General features: G+C 61.4%; 24 protein-coding genes. 11 read left to right on the forward strand and 13 right to left on the reverse strand.

What is annotated here, in order from left to right:
• Nucleotides 1–187 precede the first annotated feature (187 nt).
• The gene (locus PHAMO_RS09665) at nt 188–526 is read left to right on the forward strand and encodes a P-II family nitrogen regulator (RefSeq protein WP_002728850.1); all 339 of its coding nucleotides are present in this window, start codon (nt 188–190) and stop codon (nt 524–526) included.
• A 334-nt stretch (nt 527–860) separates the two neighbouring features.
• Entirely contained in the window at nt 861–2,204 is a 1,344-nt protein-coding gene (locus PHAMO_RS09670; protein WP_002728852.1) for an ammonium transporter, read from the forward strand.
• A 91-nt stretch (nt 2,205–2,295) separates the two neighbouring features.
• Here PHAMO_RS09670 and PHAMO_RS09675 read toward each other — a convergent pair whose 3' ends face one another.
• On the reverse strand, nt 2,296–2,790 hold the full coding sequence (locus PHAMO_RS09675) for a Dps family protein (protein WP_002728854.1): 495 nt from the start codon (nt 2,788–2,790) through the stop codon (nt 2,296–2,298).
• A gap of 168 nt (nt 2,791–2,958) precedes the next feature.
• On the opposite strand from PHAMO_RS09675, the gene PHAMO_RS09680 reads away from it, so the two are divergent.
• From PHAMO_RS09680 to PHAMO_RS09690, 3 genes are read left to right on the forward strand one after another with little or no spacing between them, the layout of a single operon-like run.
• The gene (locus tag PHAMO_RS09680) at nt 2,959–3,189 is read left to right on the forward strand and encodes a hypothetical protein (RefSeq protein WP_002728855.1); all 231 of its coding nucleotides are present in this window, start codon (nt 2,959–2,961) and stop codon (nt 3,187–3,189) included.
• Nucleotides 3,186–4,031 carry an EAL domain-containing protein gene (locus PHAMO_RS09685; RefSeq protein ID WP_002728856.1) on the forward strand — a complete coding sequence of 282 codons (846 nt, stop codon included), beginning with the start codon at nt 3,186–3,188 and terminating at the stop codon, nt 4,029–4,031. The genes PHAMO_RS09680 and PHAMO_RS09685 overlap by 4 nt, the downstream gene beginning before the upstream one ends.
• A 32-nt stretch (nt 4,032–4,063) precedes the next feature.
• A complete protein-coding gene (locus tag PHAMO_RS09690; protein WP_002728857.1) occupies nt 4,064–4,276 on the forward strand; it encodes a ribbon-helix-helix protein, CopG family in 213 nt (70 codons plus the stop codon).
• A gap of 25 nt (nt 4,277–4,301) precedes the next feature.
• On the opposite strand, the gene PHAMO_RS09695 is transcribed toward PHAMO_RS09690, so the two are convergent.
• Nucleotides 4,302–4,526, reverse strand: a complete 225-nt coding sequence (locus PHAMO_RS09695; RefSeq protein WP_002728858.1) for a hypothetical protein — start codon at nt 4,524–4,526, stop codon at nt 4,302–4,304.
• A gap of 313 nt (nt 4,527–4,839) precedes the next feature.
• Here PHAMO_RS09695 and irrA point away from each other — a divergent pair, with 313 nt between their 5' ends.
• From irrA to PHAMO_RS09725, 6 genes are all read left to right on the forward strand, one after another.
• Nucleotides 4,840–5,259: an iron response transcriptional regulator IrrA gene (gene irrA / locus PHAMO_RS09700; RefSeq protein ID WP_002728859.1), complete on the forward strand. Its 420-nt coding sequence runs from the start codon at nt 4,840–4,842 to the stop codon at nt 5,257–5,259.
• Between the two features lie 148 nt (nt 5,260–5,407).
• Nucleotides 5,408–6,961 carry an ArnT family glycosyltransferase gene (locus PHAMO_RS09705; RefSeq protein ID WP_002728860.1) on the forward strand — a complete coding sequence of 518 codons (1,554 nt, stop codon included), beginning with the start codon at nt 5,408–5,410 and terminating at the stop codon, nt 6,959–6,961.
• Nucleotides 6,958–8,163: a glycosyltransferase family 9 protein gene (locus PHAMO_RS09710; protein ID WP_002728862.1), complete on the forward strand. Its 1,206-nt coding sequence runs from the start codon at nt 6,958–6,960 to the stop codon at nt 8,161–8,163. The genes PHAMO_RS09705 and PHAMO_RS09710 overlap by 4 nt, the downstream gene beginning before the upstream one ends.
• On the forward strand, nt 8,160–8,879 hold the full coding sequence (ugpQ, locus tag PHAMO_RS09715) for a glycerophosphodiester phosphodiesterase (protein ID WP_002728864.1): 720 nt from the start codon (nt 8,160–8,162) through the stop codon (nt 8,877–8,879). The genes PHAMO_RS09710 and ugpQ overlap by 4 nt, the downstream gene beginning before the upstream one ends.
• 78 nt (nt 8,880–8,957) lie before the next feature.
• Entirely contained in the window at nt 8,958–10,382 is a 1,425-nt protein-coding gene (locus tag PHAMO_RS09720) for an NAD(P)H-dependent flavin oxidoreductase (protein ID WP_002728866.1), read from the forward strand.
• Between the two features lie 116 nt (nt 10,383–10,498).
• Entirely contained in the window at nt 10,499–13,369 is a 2,871-nt protein-coding gene (locus PHAMO_RS09725; RefSeq protein ID WP_002728868.1) for a DUF748 domain-containing protein, read from the forward strand.
• Nucleotides 13,370–13,410: 41 nt separating this feature from the next.
• Here PHAMO_RS09725 and PHAMO_RS09730 read toward each other — a convergent pair whose 3' ends face one another.
• The 11 genes from PHAMO_RS09730 to mnmE all read right to left on the reverse strand — a co-directional run bounded on the left by PHAMO_RS09730 (nt 13,411) and on the right by mnmE (nt 23,492).
• Nucleotides 13,411–13,866 carry an RrF2 family transcriptional regulator gene (locus tag PHAMO_RS09730; RefSeq protein ID WP_002728870.1) on the reverse strand — a complete coding sequence of 152 codons (456 nt, stop codon included), beginning with the start codon at nt 13,864–13,866 and terminating at the stop codon, nt 13,411–13,413.
• A gap of 4 nt (nt 13,867–13,870) precedes the next feature.
• On the reverse strand, nt 13,871–14,365 hold the full coding sequence (gene dut / locus PHAMO_RS09735) for a dUTP diphosphatase (RefSeq protein WP_002728871.1): 495 nt from the start codon (nt 14,363–14,365) through the stop codon (nt 13,871–13,873).
• A 20-nt stretch (nt 14,366–14,385) separates the two neighbouring features.
• A complete protein-coding gene (coaBC, locus tag PHAMO_RS09740; RefSeq protein WP_002728872.1) occupies nt 14,386–15,585 on the reverse strand; it encodes a bifunctional phosphopantothenoylcysteine decarboxylase/phosphopantothenate--cysteine ligase CoaBC in 1,200 nt (399 codons plus the stop codon).
• A gap of 181 nt (nt 15,586–15,766) precedes the next feature.
• On the reverse strand, nt 15,767–16,882 hold the full coding sequence (gene ribA, locus PHAMO_RS09745; protein ID WP_002728873.1) for a GTP cyclohydrolase II: 1,116 nt from the start codon (nt 16,880–16,882) through the stop codon (nt 15,767–15,769).
• A gap of 76 nt (nt 16,883–16,958) precedes the next feature.
• On the reverse strand, nt 16,959–17,447 hold the full coding sequence (locus tag PHAMO_RS09750; RefSeq protein WP_002728874.1) for a YchJ family protein: 489 nt from the start codon (nt 17,445–17,447) through the stop codon (nt 16,959–16,961).
• 7 nt (nt 17,448–17,454) lie between these two features.
• Nucleotides 17,455–17,811, reverse strand: a complete 357-nt coding sequence (locus PHAMO_RS09755) for a hypothetical protein (RefSeq protein WP_002728876.1) — start codon at nt 17,809–17,811, stop codon at nt 17,455–17,457.
• Between the two features lie 73 nt (nt 17,812–17,884).
• Complete coding sequence (locus tag PHAMO_RS09760) at nt 17,885–18,844, reverse strand: ParB/RepB/Spo0J family partition protein (RefSeq protein WP_002728878.1); 960 nt, start codon at nt 18,842–18,844, stop codon at nt 17,885–17,887.
• Nucleotides 18,845–18,849: 5 nt separating this feature from the next.
• Nucleotides 18,850–19,662, reverse strand: a complete 813-nt coding sequence (locus PHAMO_RS09765; protein WP_040566625.1) for a ParA family protein — start codon at nt 19,660–19,662, stop codon at nt 18,850–18,852.
• Complete coding sequence (rsmG, locus tag PHAMO_RS09770; RefSeq protein WP_002728882.1) at nt 19,643–20,263, reverse strand: 16S rRNA (guanine(527)-N(7))-methyltransferase RsmG; 621 nt, start codon at nt 20,261–20,263, stop codon at nt 19,643–19,645. Before rsmG ends, PHAMO_RS09765 begins: the two co-directional genes overlap by 20 nt.
• Complete coding sequence (gene mnmG / locus PHAMO_RS09775; protein ID WP_002728884.1) at nt 20,260–22,143, reverse strand: tRNA uridine-5-carboxymethylaminomethyl(34) synthesis enzyme MnmG; 1,884 nt, start codon at nt 22,141–22,143, stop codon at nt 20,260–20,262. Before mnmG ends, rsmG begins: the two co-directional genes overlap by 4 nt.
• A 23-nt stretch (nt 22,144–22,166) precedes the next feature.
• Entirely contained in the window at nt 22,167–23,492 is a 1,326-nt protein-coding gene (gene mnmE / locus PHAMO_RS09780) for a tRNA uridine-5-carboxymethylaminomethyl(34) synthesis GTPase MnmE (RefSeq protein ID WP_002728886.1), read from the reverse strand.
• Nucleotides 23,493–23,499: the final 7 nt, after the last annotated feature.

A 23,499-nucleotide genomic window follows, 5' to 3' on the forward strand; every position in this document is an offset into this window, starting at 1 on the left:
CCGCGGAAATCCCCGCCGCGGTCGGCAGCGATCAATTCGGCACGCTGTTTGAAAGGCGGGAGGGTGCGGAACATCGCAAAACGTGTTTGCGACCTATCAACCGTGATCTGCCCTCCCACCGCCGCATGACGCGACGGGTTCCGCACTGGGGGCGGCAGGTCCACAGGATTTGCATGGGGACCACACGATGAAGCTGATCATGGCCATCATCAAGCCCTTCAAGTTGGACGAAGTTCGTGAAGCCCTCACGCCGCTGGGAGTCCAGGGGCTGACCGTAAGCGAGGTCAAGGGATTCGGACGCCAGAAAGGGCAGACCGAAATCTATCGCGGCGCTGAATACGTCGTCAATTTCCTGCCCAAGGTCAAGATCGAGGTTGCCGTCAATGACGAGCTGGCCGACCGCGTGGTCGAGGCGATCCAGGCCGCGGCCCGGACCGGCAAGATCGGCGACGGCAAGATTTTCGTCACCGAACTCCAGCAGGCATTCCGCATCCGTACCGGCGAAACCAACGCCGAGGCGATCTGAGTCTCGTCATGAGGATTGGCACCGGATCAGATGCCGCGCCCCAACCGAGCCACTCCGCTGGTTCGACAGAGGCTGTCGTCACTCCGGGACCAAGGGGGGTCTACTCTCTGCTGCATAATTTTACGCCACGAGGCAGAGGGGTTGCCTAATTGAACGCCACAGACTGGGGCAATCCCAGTCAAAGGCCGGTGGCAACGGACCCAGGGATCGGGATTTTCTGCTGCCGCGCCTGTTGGCACGGTTCTTGTTACTGACCAAGCGCGCCGACCGGAGCTACGGGATCATCCCAACCCTCGTCGGCACGTCCTCTCGCAGAGCCGCTTCGGGGGTAAACATGATTCACCGTTTCAAATCTTTCCTGTTGGGCGCGGGCCCGGCGCTGGGCACGGCCCTGCTTGCCACCGCCGCCCGTGCGGAAGAGGCCGCCCAACCAGTGGCCGCCGTCGCCGCGCCGACACTCGATAGCGGCGCCACCGCCTGGATGCTCATCTCCAGCGCCCTGGTGCTGCTGATGACCATTCCCGGCGTCGCCCTGTTCTACGGCGGCATGGTCCGCAAGAAGAACGTCCTGGCCATGACCGCGCAGAGTTTCGCCATCACCGCCCTGGTGACGGTGATCTGGGGCGTGATCGGCTACAGCCTCGCCTTCACCGGCGACAATCCCTACATCGGTGGGTTCAGCCGAGTCCTACTCGACGGCCTCGAAAAGGGATCGCTCAACGGTCCGATCCCGGAATCAGTGTTCTGGGCCTTCCAGTGCACCTTCGCGATCATCACCCCGGCCCTTATCACTGGTGCTTTCGCCGACCGTATGAAGTTCTCGGCAATGCTGGTGTTTATCGGTTTGTGGTCGATCATCGTCTACGCCCCGATCGCTCACTGGGTGTGGGCGGTTGACTCCAACGCCGCCGCCGTCGGTTTCCTCGGTAAGATGGGCGTGCTTGACTTCGCGGGCGGCACCGTCGTCCACATCAATGCCGGTATCGCCGGTCTGGTCGCCGCTTTGGTACTCGGCCCGCGCAAGGGGTATGGCGTGGACAACATGGCCCCGCACAACCTGACCCTGTCGATCATCGGCGCGTCGCTGCTGTGGGTGGGCTGGTTCGGCTTCAACGCCGGCTCCGCCGTCGCCGCTGACGGTCGTGCCGGCATGGCCTTCCTGGTGACTCATCTCGCCACCGCCGCCGCCGCTCTGTCGTGGGTCTTCGCGGAATGGATCCTGCGCAAGAAGCCGTCGGTGCTGGGCCTGATCTCCGGCGCTGTCGCCGGGCTGGTCGCCATCACCCCCGCCTCTGGCTTTGTCGGGCCGAAGGGTGCCCTGGTGATCGGCTTTGCCGCAGGCATCGGCTGCTACTGGGCCTCGACCACGCTGAAGCAGGCCCTGAAGTACGACGACTCGCTTGACGCCTTCGGCGTTCACGGCGTCGGCGGCATCATCGGTGCCATCCTGACTGGTGTGTTCGCGGTCGAAGCGATCGGCGGCACCGCCGGTGCGCTGGAAGGCAATTCAGGCCAGGTGCTGACCCAGTTGTGGGGTGTGCTGATCACGGCGGCCTATACCGCGGTCGCGTCCTACATCCTGCTGAAGCTGGTTGACTGGACCATTGGTCTGCGCGTCACCCCCGAAGAGGAACGCGAAGGTCTCGACATCGCGCTGCATGGCGAAACCATCCACTGATCCTCTTCCGCCTTCGGGCGGTTCGGAAAAAAGTGAGGGGCGCCGGGGAAACCCGACGCCCCTTCTTTTTGGGCAACAGAGGCGAGACCGTTCAGTCGAGCAGGCTGCGCAGCATCCACGCGGTCTTCTCGTGAACCTGCATCCGCTGGGTCAGCAGGTCTGCCGTCGGCTCGTCATGGGCTTCGTCAACCACCGGGAAGATCGAGCGGGCGGTACGGACCACCGCTTCCTGATCCTTGACCAACTGGCGGATCATGTCTTCCGCCGACGGAACCGTTGTCTCTTCGGAAATCGAAGTCAGATCGGCAAACTGGCGATAGCTGCCGGGGGCCGGAAAGCCCAGGGCACGGATACGCTCGGCAATCAGGTCAACCGCAAGCGCCAGCTCAGTATACTGCGCCTCGAACATCAGGTGCAGCGTATTGAACATCGGCCCGGTGACGTTCCAGTGAAAGTTATGGGTCTTCAGATACAGCGTGTAGGTGTCGGCCAACATCCGCGACAGACCGGCACCGATCTGCTCCCGCGCCTTCTCGTCGATTCCGATATCGATGTGATGGGTCCCACGGTTTTTATCCTTGCTCATGGTGAACTCCTCGGTTTCGATACCCACAAGATTGCTCTTAGAATTTTATCCTGACAATAGGCCACATTACGCAGCTAATTAGGATTGTTCTAATATCTTTCGTATGCGGGGCTTGACGTCATTTTGATAATCGTTATTAATTGCAGAACGACAAGCCAGGGGGCTGCAATGATCGATTATAGCGCATTCTCGGGTGCCGTCGCTCTGGTGAGAGCGGCAGGACTGATCCCCACACACACACGTCTTTGGGTCGCCCGGCATATGCTGGACGAGGAAAGAGCGTCCAGTCTGGACGAACTGACCGACATGGCCACCGAGGACGGTCTGGGTCTCTCGCGTGAGACGCTGGCTCGCACCTTGGCGCTGCTGACCCGCGGCGGGCCGGAGATGCGGACGTGAGCCAGATCAGACCGCGGTCCTTCCCCGGCACCGCGGTCGAAGACCTGCCCGCATCGATCATCGCCGATATTCTGTCTCAAAGTTCGGTCGGTGCCGAATACCAGCCGCTGATCGAGGTCAACACCGGCCGTATCGCCGCTTATGAGGGTCTTAGCCGCTTTCGCACCCGTCAGGGCGAGCCGATCGCGCCAGACCGGGTGTTCAAGGCGTTGCATGCCTCGCCCCCCGCTCTGTACGAAATCGAGTTCCGCGCCAAGCGCGACCAGATCGCCCATGCCCCAGCGGGGATTCCCCTGTTCGTTAATCTCGACCCCGACGCTTTCGCTGCTGGCGGCGGCGAAGAGGCGGACAATCCGCTGATGGGATTGTTATCTCTCCGCAACGATATCGGGGTCGAGATCATCGAAAATTGCTCGGTGACGGATTCACGCCTCAGCCTCGCAATGCTGCGGAGATTGCGGGGGCTTGGCGTTCGCGTTGCCCTCGACGATATCGGCGGCGGCGACAGTCTGATCTCGTTCGCGGTCCTGGCAGGAATCGACGATATGAAAATCGCGCGAGACTGGCTCGACCGCCGCGACGATCCGGTAGCCCAGCGGCTGCTGTCCGCGCTGGCGGGATTCGCCCGCGATACCGGCAAGCGGTTGATCTTCGAGGGGATCGAAACCCTGGAAGACCTTGCCTGGGCTAAACGGCAAGGAGCGGATCTGGTCCAGGGATTTCTCTATCGTCCCCAGTTCGTAACATGGCAACCGGATCTTCCCATCGCCCCTATCGGCGGCCCAAATTCGCTTGCCCGACGCCGCCGGTCGGAACTGGCATGGGCACACGAAAGGCGCTAGAGTGCGGCCGTCTTTGTCAATGAGGACGGACGATGAATACCCTTATGGTCACACTCCCCCCTGACCTGAAGGCTCGTCTGGAAACGCTAGCGGCAAGAACCGGGCAGACCATTGGAGAATGTCTTTTGGTCGCGGTTCATGAATATGTCGGAAACTGGGAAACCCATTTGACCGATATTCACCAGATCGACAGGCACGAAGCGCGCGCCGTTCTGCAAGCGATCACGAGAGGCAGCCTTCCCTGAATCCTGAGAAGCCCCCCCGATACCATCACGGGACATCGGCCGGGACTTCGTTCAACGCTCCACAGACTTCACAGCGATACAGCAAACCGACCGGCATTGTTCGAATCGGCACCTGGGACATCATTTCGCGTCCACAACGGCCACAAACAACGTCATCGCCCTCCAGACCCAGCATCGATATCCCAGTGCTGACGATATCGCGCCCGTTGACGTCGGCCTCATCGACTACACTTAACACCAACATCGCCATTGCTCGATCCTTTCCCATTTCCGACTCACACCAACCGGCTTGGATCGGAACCGATCCATGCGCCTCTCAAATCTCCGGGCGCAGTCCTTCGAGAGGCATGCCGTGGCGATTTTACGGAACCCAGCAGCGCATTACGCGGCCCGATTGTCGCGAAAAGGAAGCCGGACGTCCAGGACAGCGACCGCCTCCTTTGCCCAAGACAAAGGTCTAGGTCTTCCTTATAGCAATGATTTCTGCATCAGCGCTGGCTTATTCGAACGGTTCCAGCTATTATCTGTCTCGATCAGTTTGGATCAGGCATAAGGTGCCAGCGATGACGATGATGACCGTCCGTCCCTATAGTCAAGCCCTTGACCGACTCCGCGCGGTGGGATTGCGACCGACGCGCCAGCGTCTTGCCCTGGCCCGCCTGCTATTCGATGGCGGCGATCGCCACATTTCGGCCGAACAGCTTCATTCCGAAGCTCTGTCGAACAATATCCGCGTCTCGTTGGCCACGGTGTACAACACACTGCACCAATTCACCGAAGTTGAATTGCTGCGCGAGATCGTTGTCGAATCCGGTCGATCTTATTTCGATACGAATACCACCGACCACCATCATTTCTTTTACGAGAAAACAGGTCGGCTGTGTGATATTCTGGCTGAAATGATCGCAGTCTCGAAAGTCCCCTGCGCCCCCGTTGGCCATACCATTCGCCGTGTTGATGTGATCGTCCGCGTCGACGGCTGATCCTTTTATCCTTCACTGCAAGCTGAAACCGTCCGGAGGCATCAGCGTCCGGGCGGTTTTTTCGTCGTCACCCTGGCATTGCCGCCGTGTTTTGTGCTATTGCCCCGCCTCACCTCGCCCGGCATAACACCGCCCCGGAGGCCAGGACTTGGACATTGCGACGAACACCGCTTCCGACAGGAAAGCGGCACCCTGGCGACATATCGCCGCTCTGGCTGCCCTGGTGGTGGTCATGGGACTGGTTCACACCCTGACAGCGGGCATCGGCCTGCTATCCGGTGACGAAGCCTATTACTGGCTCTGGTCCCGCCAGCTTCAGCTTTCCTATTTCGATCATCCCGGCATGGCCGCCTGGTGGCTGGCTGGCACCACCGCTTTGTTCGGCACCTCCGAACTGGCGGTACGGCTGCCCTCGATCCTGTCCTCGGCAATCGTCACCCTGCTGATCTATGACACCACCCGGCGTGCGTTCGACAGTTCGGCCGCCGGTCTGATCGCGGCACTGTGGCTCAATGTGACCCTTCTGTTCGGGGCCGCCTCGGTCATCGCCACCCCAGACGCGCCGTTGCTGGTGTTCTGGTCGCTGGCGCTGTGGGCGGCGGTTCGGTTGATGCGCGAGAACAAGGCGATCTGGCTTTACGTCCTCGCCATCGCGCTGGGGTTGGGGTTCACCGGCAAATACACGATGGTGCTGATCCTGCCCGGTATCGTGGCTCTGTTCGTGCTGTTCCGCCAGGGCTGGCGCTGGTGGAGACGCGCCCAGCACCTCGTCCTCGCCGCGCTGCTGGCGCTGGCTTGTACCGCGCCGGTGCTGATCTGGAACTGGCGCCACGAATGGGTGTCGTTCCGCAAACAGCTGTCTCATTCCTTCGACAGCCCCGTATCCGATCCGCTGCTCAGTCTCGCCACCTTCGCCGGAACCCAGATCGGATTGGTGACGCCGTTGCTGTTCGGGTTCTGCCTGTGGGGAATGGGCTGGGCGCTGTGGGCCGGTTGGCGGCGCGGTCGGGCCGAATGGTTCCTTCTGGGAGCGACATCGGCCCCGGTTCTTGCCTTTTTCATTCATCATTCCTGGGGCGGATTGGTGCAACCGCATTGGGCCGGACCGGCATGGATCGGCGCGATCTCCGCTGCCGCCGGAGGTTGGGTTGCCCTCTGCGGATCGCAGCGGCTGGGGCCGCGTTGGAACTTGCTGCGGCGCCTTTATACTGCCGCTCCGATTCTGGGCGGCGTGCTGCTGGCGGTGGTGTATCTCCAGATGGCAACGGCGATCCTGCCGGTTCCTCCCAAGATCGATCCGTTGGGACGTCTGGGGGGCTGGGATCAACTGGCTAAGGCAGTGGAAAAGCAGCGGGCCGAGCACCCGGATACCTTTATTGTCGTTGCCAAACATGAGTTGAGTGGACTGCTGTCCTATTATCTCCCCGATCATCCGGTGGTATTTCTAACCGGATCGGACGGGGTGCCGCGGATTCCATCTTATAACCGCGACGACATCGCCACCCTGCCCGGCCGTAACGCCGTGTTTGTGTCCCGCACCGGAAGACATGCGATCGAGGACGTCTCGAAATATTTCGACCGGGTTACCCTTCTGGATGTGATCGAACGGCGTTGGGGCGGCCGGACAGTTGATCGCTATGAAATCTGGTTGGGTGAATCCTATCAGCCGGGTCTGTTCCAGGATCGGAGGGAAGAGCAGTGAAGGTCGATAACATGCGCCGGATCGATTTCTGGGTAGGCGTGCCGCTCTGTGCTCTGCTGACTGCGGTATCGTGGCTGTGGCGACGGGTTCGCCCGGCGACTGCCCGCAAGACCGGCCGCGACATCCTGTTCATCGAGCTGTCCGAGATGGGCAGCACCATCCTGGCCGATCCAGCGATGCGTCGGGTTCAGGACAACTTCCCCGACGCGCGTTTGTATTTCCTGATCTTCGCCGCCAACCGCCCCAGCCTCGAAATCACCGGCACCATTTCGCCGGAGCAGGTTCTGACCATCCGCGCCGACAATTTCGTGTCGCTGGCGCTCGATTCGCTGCGGGCGATCTGGACGATGCGCCGACTCGACCTGATGGCGTCTATCGATTTGGAGCTATTTTCACGCTATAGCGCCCTGCTGACCTTCCTGTCCGGCGCGAAACAGCGGGTTGGCTTTTACCGCTTTCACAATGAGGGACTATACCGGGGCGAATTACTGACTCATCGCGTCGCCTATAACCCCCACATGCACATCGCGAAGAACTTCCTGTCGCTGGTCGAGGCGTTGTCCGAGCCGCAAGACACCGTTCCCTTCAGCAAAAGCATCTTCAGCGACGACGATATCCGACTGGTGCCGCATGCACCCGACCCGACCCTGCTGGCCGGGTTCCGCTCCAGGCTGTTGGACGCCTATCCGGTTCTGGCACGTCATCCGCGCTGGATCATCCTCAACCCCAACAGCAGCGAATTGATGCCGCTGCGCCGCTGGCCGGTCGAACGCTACCTTGAGCTGGCCCGCCGCTTGTTGGAACAGGACGGCGTTGCGCTGGTGCTGACTGGTACCGCGTCAGAGCGTCCCGAGGCCGAGGCGATCGCCGCCCAATTAGGGTCCGAACGGGTGGCCGTGCTGTGCGGCTTCACCCGCCTGACCGAACTGCCGTTGCTGTATTCCCTGTCGGAGGCAATGGTGACCAACGATAGCGGCCCGGCTCATTTCGCCGCACCGTCCGGCCTGCGCACCGTTGTCTTGTTCGGGCCGGAAACTCCGGCGCTGTACGGCGCGCTGAATCCCAATGCGCGCTTCGTCTTTGCCGGTCTGGCCTGTTCGCCCTGCGTGTCGGCTTCCAATCATCGCAAGTCGGCCTGTACCGAAGCCCGCTGCATGACCGCCATCACCGTCGAAGCGGTGGTGGCTCAGTTAGCCCAATGATCGTCGTTCCTCCCCAGATCGGACATCGTGGCGCGGCCGGTCTTGCTCCCGAGAATACCCTGGCCGCATTGCGCGCGGCGGCGCGGGCGGGCGCGGCGATGGTTGAAATCGATGTCCGCCTGTCCGCAGACGGCCGTCCGGTGCTGTTCCATGACGACGATCTCGATCGAACCACCAATGGAACCGGACCGGTCGCCGCCCTGACCCGTGCCGCGTTGGCGATGTTGGACGCCGGATCGTGGTTCGGTCCGGCCTTTGCCGGCGAACCGATCCCGACTCTGGAACAGGCGCTGACGCTGTGCCTGGAACTGGGGCTGGCGGTGAACATCGAGATCAAACCCGCGGCGGGATACGAAGTGGAAACCGCCCGCGTCGCCCTGTCCGTGGCCGCGTCACTGTGGCCCGACGACCGCCCGCCACCGCTGGTAACCAGCTTTTCCTCCGAAGCACTGAAGACCGCGCGCGAAATCGTCCCCGACTGGTCGCGCGGTCTGTTGGTCGGAGCGGTTCCGTCTGATTGGCACGCCCAAACCCAAGAGCTGGGCTGTGCCGTGCTGGTCGCCGACCAAGCGGAGTTAGACCGCTCGATCATTGGAGCGATAGGTGCGGCAGGGATGACTTTGCTGGTATACACACTCAACGATCGAGAACGGATGCGGATGCTGTGGCGTGACGGGATCGCCGCGATCTGTACCGACTATCCTTCTTCGTCATGAATTCGTAATGTCACTGGTGATCCCCCCCGCCATGGCTCTATATATGTCGTCCCCCCTCGTCCGGCCGCGACGGCGGCCATGGCCTGCCAAGGAGTGATCGTCGCCTTGAAACCCCTCGATCCCATTATTATTTCCGGTCGCGAGGTCCTTCCCGTCGTGGAGGGCGGCAAGGGGGTCAATATCTCCACAGGCGAAAGCTCGGGAGCCTGGGCGGCCGCCGGAGGAGTCGGGACCTTTTCCGGCGTCAATGCCGATCATTACGACGAGGATGGCAATCCTGTCGTCATGCGCTATCAGGGCAAGACCCGTGCCGAGCGTCATCAGGAACTGATCGCGTTCGGTATCAAAGGCGGCATTTCCCAGGCGCAGATTGCTCACGACGTTTCTGGCGGCAAAGGTCGCCTGCACATGAACGTGCTGTGGGAGATGGGCGGAGCCGAGCCGATCCTTGAAGGCGTGTTGGAAGGGGCCAAGGGCCTGATCCATGGCGTCACCTGCGGTGCCGGGATGCCTTATCGTGTTGCCGAGATCGCGGCACGCAACACCGTCTATTACTATCCGATCATCTCGTCGGCCCGTGCCTTCCGTGCCTTGTGGAAACGCTCGTACCACAAATTCCCCGACTTTTTGGGAGGCGTGGTCTATGAGGATCCGTGGCTGGCTGGCGGCCATAACGGCCTGTCCAACAGCGAAGACCCTCAGACCCCCGAACCGCCTTATGGCCGTGTCCGCGAACTGCGTCAGGTAATGACCGAATGCGGTTTGGCCAACGTGCCGATCTTCATGGCCGGTGGAGTATGGTGGCTAAAGGAGTGGGAAGATTTTATCGGCAATCCTGAACTTGGCCCGGTTGCCTTTCAATACGGCACCCGCCCGCTGCTGACCCAGGAAAGCCCGATCTCCGACGCCTGGAAAAAGCGCCTGCTGACGCTGAAACCCGGCGACGTGCTGTTGCACCATTTCAGCCCGACCGGGTTCTATTCCTCGGCGGTCAAGAATGCTTTTATCGGCGAGTTGTGCGAGCGGCTGGACCATCAGATTCCCTATTCCCCCGAATGCGTCGGCGATCACATCGCCGAACTGCCGATCGGAGCACGGGGCCGGATCGTGTGGGTCACCCCGCATGACAAGGAACGGGCCGAGGGCTGGGTTGCCCAGGGCTTTTCCGAAGGTCTGCGAACCCCGTCCTCGACCCTGGTGTTCGTCCGCTCAGAACGCGCCGAGGCGATTCGTCGCGATCAGGTCGAGTGCATGGGATGTCTGTCACAGTGCCAGTTCTCGAACTGGGCTCAGGGCGAATCCGGGACCACCGGCAAAAAGGCCGATCCGCGCAGCTTTTGCATCCAGAAGACGCTTCAGAACATTGGCCATGGCGGCGATGTCGAGCATGAACTGATGTTCGCCGGACACAATGCCTATCGCTTTGGCCAAGACCCCTATTACGCGAATGGATTCATCCCCACCGTCCGCCAGTTGGTGGATCGGATCATGACCGGGGAATAATCCGTCCTGTTTCGTCGTTTCCGGACAAGCCCGGATCGCGCCTGCCGCGATCCGGGCTTGCCTTTTTCTGCCGCTACACGATCATATTGTAACGATTGAATACGAGCGGAGGCGACGTGGCGACAGGCTGGCGAAGCGTCAGACTGGGACGGCGGGGAAAATGGGCGTTGGCCACCGCCATCGTATTGGGCGGATTGGGTGCGGGCTGGCTTGTTCTGCCCGATGCTGGCTTGCGCTGGGGATTGATCCGCACCCTACGCGATTTCGGTATGGTCGATGTCAGCATCGCCGACAGCGCCCTGTCATTGTTCGACGGCCACCTGATGGTGCGCGAAGTTGTTGCTCGTGCTCCACTCGGCAGTTCCGCGCTGGGGGTCGGCGACCTCGCTCTGCGCTTCCGATGGAAGCCGTTGTTCAACAAACGATTGGCGATCGATCACCTGTCGCTAACTGGTGTCACCATCGATCTGCGTCGCGAAAGCGGCAGTGATGTCTTCGTCCTCAACGGTCTGCCCCTGGCTTTATCGGGCGAACAGCCCCCCTCCCAGGAGCACCCGACAGAAGCCGCTCCGGCCAAGACATCGTGGGGAATCGATCTTGCCGAACTGGAACTGACCGACAGCCGACTTCAGTTGGTCAGCGGCGCTTTGAAAGCCGACATCGCCATCCGGCATCTGATCGTTACAAATCTGCACAGCCAGATTCCCGACCTGCCGGTTGCCTTCACTCTGGATGGCACGTTGAACGGCGCCCCGATAACCTTGAACGGTACCGTCCTTCCTTTTGCGTCCGAGCCTACCTTTACGCTGTCGCTGACCACCAAAGATCTCGATCCCGTCCTGTTCCAGGAGGCTCTGGCCGAGATCGGACTCAAAGGTCTTAAGGGTGGATTCGACGCTGCCGTTTCGGCCGAGGGACGGCTGACCGCCGCCGGGCCGAAACTGACCGGATCGGGTCAGGCCGAGATCAGGGCCGCGCGTCTGGCCGAGCCGGTTACTCTTGCGGGCGAGCGCCTGACCCTTGATCTGAAACAGGCGGCATGGGACGGAAAGAGTCTCGACCTCTCCGCCGAATTGACCGCCGCCGGACTGACCGTTACCGCCAAGCCGATAAGCGTGTCGGCCGCCACCCTGCGTCTAGATGCCGCTTCCGCGCGATGGGAAGGCCGCAAAGTGGCATGGCAGGGCAGCCTTTCCGCCGACACCCTGGCGATCAAAGGAGGCGGTCCTGACATCACCGCCGCCACGCTACGCCTTGATGCCTCCCCGGCACGGTTGGACGGCGCACGCCTGACGTGGCAGGGCAACCTTGGGGTCACGTCCCTGGCCCTGACCGGAATCAGTCCCGAGATCGCCGCCGCCGCCCTGCGTTGGACCGGACAGGCCGAAGCCAACGGAATCAGCTCGGCCCGCGCCGAAGGACGGTTGGAGCTGGATTCCGGGCGGCTCACCGACAGCGACTATGCGCTCACCATCGCCAAGGCCAGTAGCGAAGGAAAAATTGAATCCACTTCGGCCCAAGCCGCATGGCCGATCAGCGCCCAGGTTAAGCTGAACGCCGAGAAAATCGCCGCCTCGGCCACCCGAGGCGCGCGCGAGTGGGGCGCGGTTGACAAGCTTGACGCCGCTGGTCTGACCATCACCGGAAAAGGCGGTATCGGAGCAACCCGTCTGGGTATCGATGGGGTAACAGCATTGCGCCGGGGCGGCCCCGCCGGTTATCCCTGGCGGGTCGAAGCCCGCTCGCTGCGGCTTGATCGCCCGGCCTATGATGGTGCCAACGCCGTATCGGCGGCTGGAGCCGATATTGCCGGTCTTACCTTGCGACTGACCCGAACCGAAATCGGCCTGCTCGGCTTTTCCTTCCCCTCCTCGGGCAAGACGCACACGGCTTCGACATCGCATCCGCTGGGCATCTCCCTCGACCGCCTGACGATCGGCAACGGCAGCAAACTACTGTTCGAGGATCGCAGCCTCAACGAACCGGTTCGGCTGGTGGCGCGTTCGGTCGATCTCTCGGTCTCGCGGCTTGATAACGCTCATCCCGACCGCGACAGCCCGTTCGATCTCTCGGCGATGATCGGCGATTCGAAAGTAGCCGCATCCGGCATGCTGAGACCGTTCACCGACTCGCCCGGCGGCACGATCGACGCCCGAATTACCGCCCTGGAACTGCCTCCCTTATCGCCCTATCTGGCCGAAGCGCTGGGAGTTCATCTCCGCACCGGCCATTTTGACGGTACCGTACGCGGTGAGGCCAATAACGGCGCACTGGACGGTCAGATCGAGTTGACCCTTTCCAACCTGTTTATCGCCGCCCCCGATCCTAACGCGCCACTGGCGCGTAAAACTGGAATGCCGGTCGAAACCATGCTGGATCTGCTGCGCGGCGGCGACGAGCGCATTCGCCTGTCGATTCCTGTGCGCGGACGGCTTGATTCGCCTGATTTCGATGTCAGCGATGCCGTCGCTCAGGCCGTCGCCGGAGCGGTATCCTCGACGGTAATGACGACGTTGAAGGTCGCGTTCCCTTTCACCACGCTTATCTCTCTGGTTACCGATCTGGGAGAAGGCAATCATCTCGCCTTGGCTCCACTCGGCTTTGCCGCTGGCAGCGTTACCCTAACCGACGAGCAGCGAGAAACGCTGGATCAGGTCGCAACACTGATGCGCAGTCGCGACAGCCTCCGCCTGACCCTATGCGGAAAGGCAATCTCAACCGAAGGACAGGCGCTAGCATTGCAGCGCCGCACCGAAGAACGGCCGTTGTTAAGTCGTCTGGAACGCCTGATCGGAACCGAGCCAGCGGCCTCGGGACTGGAACCGGCCGACCGCGATGCTCTGACCGCCCTGGCTAACCGCCGAGCCGCCGTTGCCAAGAACTATCTCAGCGAACAAGCGGGCATCGCTCCAGAACGTCTGTTCACCTGCCGGGGAGAGGTCGAGGAAAGCGGCGACAAAGGCCCCCGCGTCGATCTGTTGCTATAAAACGAAGACTTCGTTGCGTCATCGTTTCAATCGCGGCTAGGTCAAATGGTGAAATCGAGCTTTTGGGTTGCCTCGCTGGGCACGCCGTCGCGATAAGCTCGCATACACAATTCGTCGATGCTGATCCCATCCAGGCGCGACATGATTTCTTCGCCCAGATCGCCCCACATCGGGCGGATCACCTGACGCCCCAGCGCCGATGCGCCGCTATCTTCCGCCGTATCCTCGACGGTTTCCAGGGCGCGGACGACCCGGACAATTTCGCCGACCGAGATTCGCCGCCGCTCACGGGCCAACCGATAGCCGCCGCGAGGGCCACGCACGCCGACCAGAATTCCCGCCCGCACCAATTGCTGGAGGGTCTGTTCGAGATAACGGCGGGGAATGCCTTGGCGGCGGGTGATTTCACGGCTCTGCACCGGCTCACCACCGGCATGATAGGCGATATCGAGGACAGCCTCGATCGCGAACAGCATTTTCTTGGACGGCCTCAGCATCGCCCTATGGCTCCCTTCCCGTTCCGGTAGAGCCGAAACCCCCTTCGCCTCGTGCGGTCGTGGCTGAAAAGGTATCGACGACATCAAGAACAGGGCGGACCACCGGAACGAACATCAATTGTGCGATCCGCTCCCCCGGAGTGATGACAATAGGTTCGGACCCGATCGGATTACGGTTCCAGGCGCTTATCATCACCTGAGCTGTATAGTCCGCATCGATCAGCCCGACTGTATTGCCCAGAACCAGCCCCTTTTTGTGGCCCATTCCCGACCGCGGCATCAACAAAGCCGCGATATGTTCGCAACCAATATACACTGCAATTCCAGAGGGGATCAACTGAGCTGGCGCTTGGGGGTGTAGAATTATTGAATTCTCCACGCAAGCGTGTAGGTCCAATGCGGCCGCCATTTCGGTCTGATAACAGGGCAAACCCCATTCGTGAAGGCGCGAGTCTAGAACCTTCACCTCGATCCGGGGGGCGAGGACGGAAGCGGGCATTTAAGAAACTCCTGAAGGGGCTAGGTCTCGAACGTCGCGGCAATGCGGCGGGCCAGTCGGCGGGCGACCTCAGCCTTGCTCATCCGGGGCCAGTCCTCGACTCCGACAGAATCGATCAGATGAACCGTATTGGACTCGCCACCGAAAGATTCGCTTCCCTCGGACACGTCGTTAGCGACGATCCAGTCGCAGCCCTTGCGCAGTCGCTTGTCCTGAGCATTCTCGATCAACGACTGGGTTTCAGCAGCAAAGCCAACCACCAGACGCGGACGCGCCGCCTCGGCCCGTGACAATGTTGCGAGAATATCAGGATTCGGCCCCAGCTCGATGACCGGCGGGGCTTCACCAACCTTTTTCTTGCGCTTTTCCGTGCTGCGATTGACCACCGACCAATCGGCAACGGCCGCGGCACATACCGCGATATCGGCGGGCAGCGCGGAACGCGCCGCATTCAACATCTGCATCGCGCTTTCGACCCGAACCACGGTGCAACCGGACGGATCGGCCAACGCAACAGGGCCACTGATCAAAGTCACCTTGGCTCCGAGCTCGGCTAAAGCGGCGGCAATCGCGTGCCCCTGACGCCCGGACGAGCGGTTCGCGATATAGCGAACCGGGTCGATCTGTTCGATGGTCGGGCCGGAGGTGACGATAGCGTGGCGTCCGGCCAGAGGCCCTTCGCTCAAAAGCAGCTCGATCCGCGCCAGAATCTCGGCGGGCTCGGCCATCCGGCCGCTGCCGGTTTCACCACAGGCCAGATTGCCCGCCTCCGGGCCAATCCGCTGGAGCCCGCGCGCCTCAAGCGTCGCAATATTGGCCTGGGTGGCGGGATGCTCCCACATCCTGGTATTCATCGACGGCGCAACCAGCACCGGAACCGAGGTCGCCAGCAACAGGGTGGTGGCAAGATCGTCCGCCAAACCGCCAGCCATCCGCGCCAGAAGATGAGCTGTGGCCGGAGCCACCACCACCAGATCGGACTCCCGCGTCAGGCGGATATGGTCCATCTCGCCCTCATCCGCCGCCGAAAACATATCGCTACGGATCGGTTCGCCGGACAGTGCCGCCACCGACAGGGGCGTAACGAAATTCTCCGCCCCCCGTGTCAGAACGCATCGAACCTGAGCGCCGCGTTCTTTCAGGCGACGAATCAGGTCGAGAGATTTATAGGCGGCAATGCCACCCGAGACGATCAGCAGAATCCGCCGGCCCTCAAGCACTGTGATACCTCGAAAAAACACACGGATTTCGGTGGAGTCAGCCTAGCGGTCGGCCAGAACCGTTGCAAGATCGGACTTTGCGGCGTTTCGCGGGCGTAACCCACACCAGCAAGGAGCCATGTGGCCCCTTGCCCTGAATCGAATACGGAAACGCGGGGGCAAAGCCCCCCGGAAATGCCGCCTAAAACAAATGACCGCTGCGAGTTGCCTTGGTCAGCAGGTAGCCCTGATTATGATCGTTGGACGGGAAAATATGAGGGACGCGCTCGGCGACATCGATCCCGTGCCGGGCCAGGGCCGCGACCTTGGCCGGATTATTGGTCATCAGCCGCACCCGATGGATGCCGAGCCGGTCCAGCATCTGCGCGGCCGGCAGATAGATCCGTTCGTCATCATCGAACCCAAGCTGAAGATTGGCGTCGAGCGTGTCGAAACCGGCATCCTGAAGCTGATAGGCGCGGAGTTTGTTAACCAACCCGATCCCCCGCCCCTCCTGGGCGAGATAAAGCAGGACGCCGCTTCCCGCCGCAGCGATTTCACCGATTGCACCGCGTAATTGATCCCCGCAATCGCAGCGTAGCGAGCCGAGCAGGTCTCCGGTAAAGCATTCGGAGTGCAACCGGCACAACACCGCCTGATCGGGATCAGGATCGCCGATCACGATGGCAAGATGCTCGATTCCGCCATCGGAGGGACGAAACGCGATAATGCGAACATTTTCTGCCTGATCCAGCGGTACCCGCGCCTCAGCCACCGGACTGAGCGAGCGGGCGACGGCGATCTGGTGCTGCAAGATATCTTCGGACTCGACGATGACGGCGTTATCCGGCACCGACTCAGAGAGCGGAACGATAACGGCTGCGGGCAGAAGACGAGCAAGCTTCGCCAAAGCGATGCACGATTCCTCCTGTATCCCGCCGGTTTCGACAGTAAAGTCGGCGGGTGGAGTTCCCGGTTCGATCTCTGCACAGGGATTGGCCAAAATCGAAATCGTTTCGGCATCGAAATTTGATGGAGAAAAAAGGCGGGCCACCCCCGATTCTAGTCCCGCCAGCCCCAACGCGGCCAGACGACGCGCCGTCAGCAGAACGACCGGAGGCGTCGCCGACAGCGCAGCCAACCGGGCAAGGCTTTCCTCGGCGACCGCTTCGGCGGCCAGCAATGCGACTGCCCGCCCCTGATCGACAATGATAACGATCTGGCCTCGCCTCAACTCGGCGATAGCCCGATCGACAGCGATCAGAGGACGGGGAGCCTCGGCTTGAGGACGGAGAGAGACATCAAGGGTTCGGGTCATGAAACGGGGGTCCACCTGCCTGTCTGAAACGCCAAAGACCGCCCCAGGACGGCTTTGGACCCAACCGAAACCGCCATCAGGCGCCGCAGCACTTCTTGAACTTCTTCCCAGAACCGCAGGAACAGGGATCATTCCGGCCGGGCAGATCGTTGTGGCGAGTCACAGGCATCACCTTGCCGACGTCGCCATCGACATACAGCCAGCGGCCGTCGATCCGACGAAAACGCGACAATTCCAGATGAACCTCATCCTTGCCGTCGTAATGGAAGCGGGCACGGAACGCCACCCTGCCCTCTTGATCCTCCGGACCGCCAGCTTCGACACCAAGAATATCAAGGCCCTGCCATTCGGAATCGCGAGCCCATTTTTCGGTATCGGCGCGATTGAACGGATTTTTCCGGTCAGGTGCCAGGGTCTTTTCCAGATAATCGATCGCGTGAACCGTAAAAGCGCTATAGCGCGAACGCATCAAGGCTTCAGCGGTCGGAGGCAACGCCGCGCCGGTGATGAAGGGTTCACAGCAGGTGTCATAGCTCCGCTCGGAGCCGCAGGGACAAGACGTCATGGAAATCTCAAAACTCGATCAGGTTGGAGAAAAGAAAGATACCAAGCACGGCAAACAGATAAAACGTACCACCAACTCCCAGCATGAACAGCAAATTGCCCGCCGTTCGGATCGGGTGGCGCGACTGCTCGCGGTGGATCCGCTCAGGAGAACGGCGTTCGTTACCGCCGACGATGGTAATAAAATGGCGGCGACCAAAAAAGGAAAAGGAAAGGCGGATGTTGATCGGATAGTGGCGCCAACTGATCGGCTTTGCCGCATTCCACAACGCCGCCCTCTGCTCAGAGGTAAAAGATTTCATCACCTCGTCAGGCACGTTCGCCAGTAATACGTCAAGCGGCACTTCGTCTTCGCTCGGCCTCATCGGACATGCCCCTTATCGGTCGGACAGTCATTTTACAAAGAGCGCCCCGCTGTGAACAGTCTCCCGGCGGCTCTTAACCCAAGAACGATTCGGACTCGATATCGGATCGATGCTTTTTTTCAGGACGATGAGCCAAACGCGACAACAGATCGTCCAACTGCTCAAGCGAGCCATAGGCGATTGTCAACTCGCCCCCCTTGCCCAACGGCTTCATCGCGACGCGGCAGCCCAACATCTCGGTCAGATCACGTTCCAGCGCGACGATATCGGCGTCCTTGCCGTCCTCAGTCGGACGCTCCTTCGCAGACGATTTCGGCTTCCCCTGACTCGCCACCAACTTTTCGGTCTGACGAACATTCAGCCCCTTGCTGACCACCTCGTGAGCCAATCCAACCGGATCGTCGGCAGTCAACAGCGCGCGCGCATGGCCCGCTGTCAGTTCGCCCTTCTCCAGCAGAATCCGCACCGGCTCGGGCAAAGCAAGCAGTCGAAGCATATTGGCGACATGTGAACGGCTTTTGCCGACCGCTTTGGCCAGCTCTTCCTGAGTATGGGAAAATTCCTCCATCAGGCGGCGATAGCCATCGGCCTCTTCCAACGCCGACAAATCCTGACGTTGCAGGTTTTCGACCAAGGCGACTTCCAGCGCCTCGCGGTCGGATAACTCGCTGACAATCGCCGGAACCTCATGCAAGCGCGCCCGTTGAGCGGCACGCCACCGTCGTTCGCCCGCGATAATCTCGAACCGGCCCGGATGATCCGGCAACGGCCGCACCAGCAGCGGCTGAAGAATTCCCTTGTCCCGGATCGATTCGACCAGATCGGCAATATGATCTTCGTCAAAATGACGACGGGGCTGGAACCGCCCCGGCTGCAACCACTCGACAGGAATCGAACGCAAGCCAATCGACGCCGGGGCGGCTTCCATCCCAGAGGCAACGGCAGTGCTGACCGCAGCGACGGCAGTAGCGGCATTGTCTCCCAGAAGAGCAGACAGTCCGCGTCCCAGACCCTTTTTTCTTTCCTCGGCCACGATTCTTACGTCCTCAAATCCCGCTCGCGTTTCAACAGTTCCGAGGCCAGATGAAGATAAGCCTCCGAGCCGCTGCACTTCACATCATACAGCAGAACCGGCTTTCCATGGCTCGGTGCTTCAGACACCCGGACATTGCGCGGGATCACGGTGTTGTAGACTTTGTCGCCAAAAAAATCGCGAACATCGGTGGCAACCTGCTCGGACAGATTGTTGCGCTTATCGAACATCGTCAAGATGATGCCTTGCAGCACCAGATCGGGATTGAACGCCTGGCGCACCCGCTCGATTGTCTTAACCAGATGGGTGATTCCTTCCAGCGCGAAAAACTCGCACTGCAACGGCACCAGGACCGCGTCGGCACCGACCAGGGCGTTCAGCGTCAGCAGGTTCAGTGAGGGCGGGCAATCGATCAGAACGTAATCGAACGCTTCAAGCGAACCAGCCAGAGCTTCGCGCAGCCGGTGTTCGCGGCGATCGAAATCGATCAGCTCAATCTCGGCCCCCGACAGATCGACTCCCGATGGCACCACGGTAAGGCCGGGAATATCGGTGACAATCGCCGCTTCTTTCAACGCGGCCTCGCCCATCAGGACATGATAAATGTTGGTCGTGCGCGCCGCCCGGTCGATCCCGAGACCGGTGCTGGCATTCCCCTGGGGATCGAGATCGATCACCATGACATTGCGCCGCGTTGCCGCTAAGGCCGTTGCCAGATTGATGGCGGTGGTGGTCTTGCCCACTCCGCCCTTCTGGTTGGCGATGGCGAGAACCCGCGCCGCCGGTGGGACGGCGCTGCTAGTGCTGGGCTGAGCCACGACATACCTCTCGAAGCTGAAGGACAACCCCCTCCGAATCGGTCAGCGACGGAATCCGGCGGTGGCCGATCTTCCATTCTTTCGCAGTCGCGGTCAATTCGTCTTCCGCTCCTCGCCCCTTGAGAAACAGGCATTGCCCCCCAGAAGCGAGGTGCGGTGCCGCCCAATCCAGCAAACGCGACAGCGGAGCCAAGGCACGAGCGGTGACGATATCCGCCGATAGCGGTTCCACTTGTTCGATCCGGCGGTTCAAAATCGTGACCGGGGTTTCAGTCAGTCGAGCCGCCTCGCGCAGGAACGCACATTTGCGGGCATCGCTCTCGACCAGATGAACGTCGGGTGCCCCCAGGATGGCGAGAACCAATCCGGGGAATCCGGCTCCACTCCCCAGATCGGCAAGGCGACGGGCCTCGGATGGAATCATCGGCCAGAGTTGCGCCGAATCGAGGATATGGCGGGTCCATAAATCGGGCAGCGTGTCAGGTCCGACCAGATTGATTCGGGCCTGCCAACGGGTCAACAATGTGGCATAGATTTCCAGCCGCGCCATTGTTTCACGTGAAACGCCGAGAGTGCTTAGTCTCTTCCGGGGATCGCTCATGCGCTTTTCCTCTCACCGGACTGGCGCTTGACGTGACCGAGCAACGCCGTCACCGCCGCCGGAGTAACCCCGGAAATCCGGGCCGCGGCCGCCAGACTGGCCGGACGCGCCGCCTTTAGCTTTAACCGCACCTCGGTCGAAAGCGAGCCGATCGAATCATAGTCAAGATCGGCAGGCAGCTCCATCGCCTCTTCCCGACGATAGGCACGGATATCGGCGTCTTGCCGCTCGACATACCCGGCATAGGTTCCTTCGGATTCCAGAACCTCGGCCAAGGCTGGATCAAGGTCGGCCAGGACCGGCCACACCTCCGCCAGACGGGCTAAATCAAGCGTGGGATAGGCCAGGAGATCCCAGGCCGAACGGATCACTCCGTCCTGATTGATCTCAAGACCAGCTCTCGCCAGCAGAGTCGGCGAAGCCGATAGCCCCTTCAGCAGCGCCCGCCCCTGTTCCAACGCGGCAAAGCGAGTCGCAAACGACTGTGCCCGTACCGACCCGACACAGCCAGCCTCTAGCCCCTTGGGAGTCAGACGCTGGTCGGCATTGTCGGCCCGCAGCAGCAGGCGGTATTCGGCGCGAGAGGTAAACATCCGATAGGGTTCGCTGGTGCCCAAACTGACCAGATCGTCAATCATCACCCCGATATACGCATCGGCACGGTCAAGGATCAGCGGCTCCTGACCGCTACATTTACGTGCTGCATTAACACCTGCTATCAACCCTTGCGCGCCAGCCTCTTCGTAGCCGGTGGTGCCATTAATCTGACCGGCAAGATACAAACCCGGCACATCCCGAGTTTCCAAGGACCGATGCAACGCACGGGGATCAACGTAATCGTACTCGATGGCATAGCCAGGCCGCAGCATCACACAGCGTTCCAGACCGGGGATGCTGGCGACCATTGCTTTCTGAACGTCTTCGGGCAGAGAGGTCGAAATGCCGTTGGGATAGACGGTCGGGTCGTCGAGTCCCTCGGGTTCAAGGAATATCTGATGCCGCTCACGGTCGGCAAAGCGGATCACCTTGTCCTCGATACTGGGACAATAACGCGGCCCGGTCCCGGTGATCTGGCCCGAATAGATTGGTGCGCGGTCAAGGTTGGCCCGGATAATCGCATGGGTCTCGGGCGTGGTGGCCGTGATGCCGCAGCAAATTTGCGGGGTGGTAATCGCTTCGGTCAGGAAGGAAAACGGTCGAGGCGGCGTGTCGCCCGCCTGCATTTCCAGCGAGGCCCAATCGATCGTCCGCCCATCCAGCCGCGCCGGTGTCCCGGTCTTTAACCGCCCCAGCGGCAGAGACAGACGGTCCAGCGCCGTAGCCAAACCGACCGCCGGAGATTCTCCGACCCGACCGGCAGGCCAGATCTTGGTCCCGATATGAATCATTCCGCGTAAAAAAGTCCCGGTGGTAATCACCACCGCACCGCACGCGATATCCTGTCCATCGGCCAAAGTGACGCCGACCACCCTCCCCTTTTCGACGATCAGATCCTCGACCGATCCTTCGAGCAGGGTTAGCCCTTCGACCTCGTTCAGCACATCTCGCATCGCCCGACGATACAGAGCGCGGTCAGCCTGGGCACGTGGACCACGAACAGCCGGTCCCTTAGCCTGATTGAGCATGCGAAATTGGATGCCGGCACGGTCGATCACCCGCCCCATCACCCCATCGAGCGCATCGATTTCGCGCACCAACTGACCTTTGGCCAGCCCACCAATCGCCGGATTACAGGACATTTCGCCGATAGTGGCGAGCCGCTGCGTCACCAGCACGGTCGCGGCTCCGACCCGAGCGGCAGCGGCAGCGGCCTCGCATCCGGCATGACCTGCACCGACGACCACGACATCAACCCGGCCTCGTTCGAGCGTCTGTTTCACGTGAAACACACCTTTCTGAAAAATTACTTCCCGATGCAGAACTCGCGGAAGATCGCCTCCAACACCTCGTCGGTCTCGACCCGGCCGGTAATCCGCCCCAAAGCAGTTGCCGCCGCCCGCAACGATTCAGCGGCAAGGCCAAGATCGCCAGAGGGATCGAAGCCTGACAAAGCCCGCTCCGCCGCTTCGGCCGCCGCCCGATGTCGCGCTCGGGTCAGAACTGGCGCCGGCCCAACCGCGAACCGCTGCTGAACCTCTTCGCCAATCCATGACAAAAGATCGTCGAGACCGTCACCGGTCTTCGCCGATACCGCAACGACCGGACGACCAGCGACGGTCTCGGGTAAAAGCGAAGAGGACAGATCCCGCTTGTTCAACACCACCAGGGTGGCGTCGTCTATCACTTCGCAGGTCGCTTCGTCCAGATTCGGGACCAAAGCGGCGTCGAACACCGCGAGTTTCAGATCGGCCGCTTCGGCCCGAGCCAGGGCGCGGCGCACCCCTTCCGCCTCGATTTGCCCGGCCGCCTCGCGCAGACCGGCGGTATCGGCCAGGATCACCGGCCAGCCCGCCAGATCGAGATGAATTTCGATCACGTCTCGGGTCGTCCCGGCCTCAGCCGAAACAATCGCCGCCTCACGTCCAGCCAGGCGGTTCAGCAAGCTGGACTTGCCGGCATTCGGTGCCCCCAGCAACGTGATGTGCAGCCCATCGCGAAGAATTTCTCCCCGGCGATTATCGGCCAGATGCCGCGCCAGATCGGCGGACAATGCCGCCGCTTCGGTACGGGTCAGATCGATCAGACTGGAGGGAAGGTCTTCCTCGGCAAAGTCGATGGCCGCTTCCAGCCGGGCAAGAATCGATACCAGCCGTCGCCGCCATTCCTCGATCAAAGCGGCGAGGCTGCCATCCATCTGCCGCAACGCCTGCCGTCGCTGCGCCGAAGTTTCAGCCGCAACCAGATCGGCAATCGCCTCGGCATGGGTCAGATCGATCTTGCCACCAGCAAAAGCGCGACGGCTGAACTCGCCCGGTTCGGCCGGACGCAAGCCAAGCCGGGCCAAAGCTTGCCCTAATGCCTGAGCGACGGCGCGGCCGCCATGGAGATGAAGCTCGACGACATCCTCGCCGGTAAAACTGGCTGGAGCAGGAAACCACAGTACCAGCCCATCGTCGATTGGCTCGCCGTCGTGATCGCGGAGCACCGCTCGTACCGCTCGACGCGCCGGGGGAAGCGGGCATCCGGTCAAAGACGAGAGGGCAGAACCACTGCCCTCCCCCGACAGACGCCACACGGCGATTCCGGCTCGGCCCGCCCCACTGGCCAGGGCATAAATCGTATCGGCCATCGTGGGG

The organism is Magnetospirillum molischianum DSM 120 (assembly GCF_000294655.1).
GTDB lineage: Bacteria > Pseudomonadota > Alphaproteobacteria > Rhodospirillales > Magnetospirillaceae > Phaeospirillum > Phaeospirillum molischianum.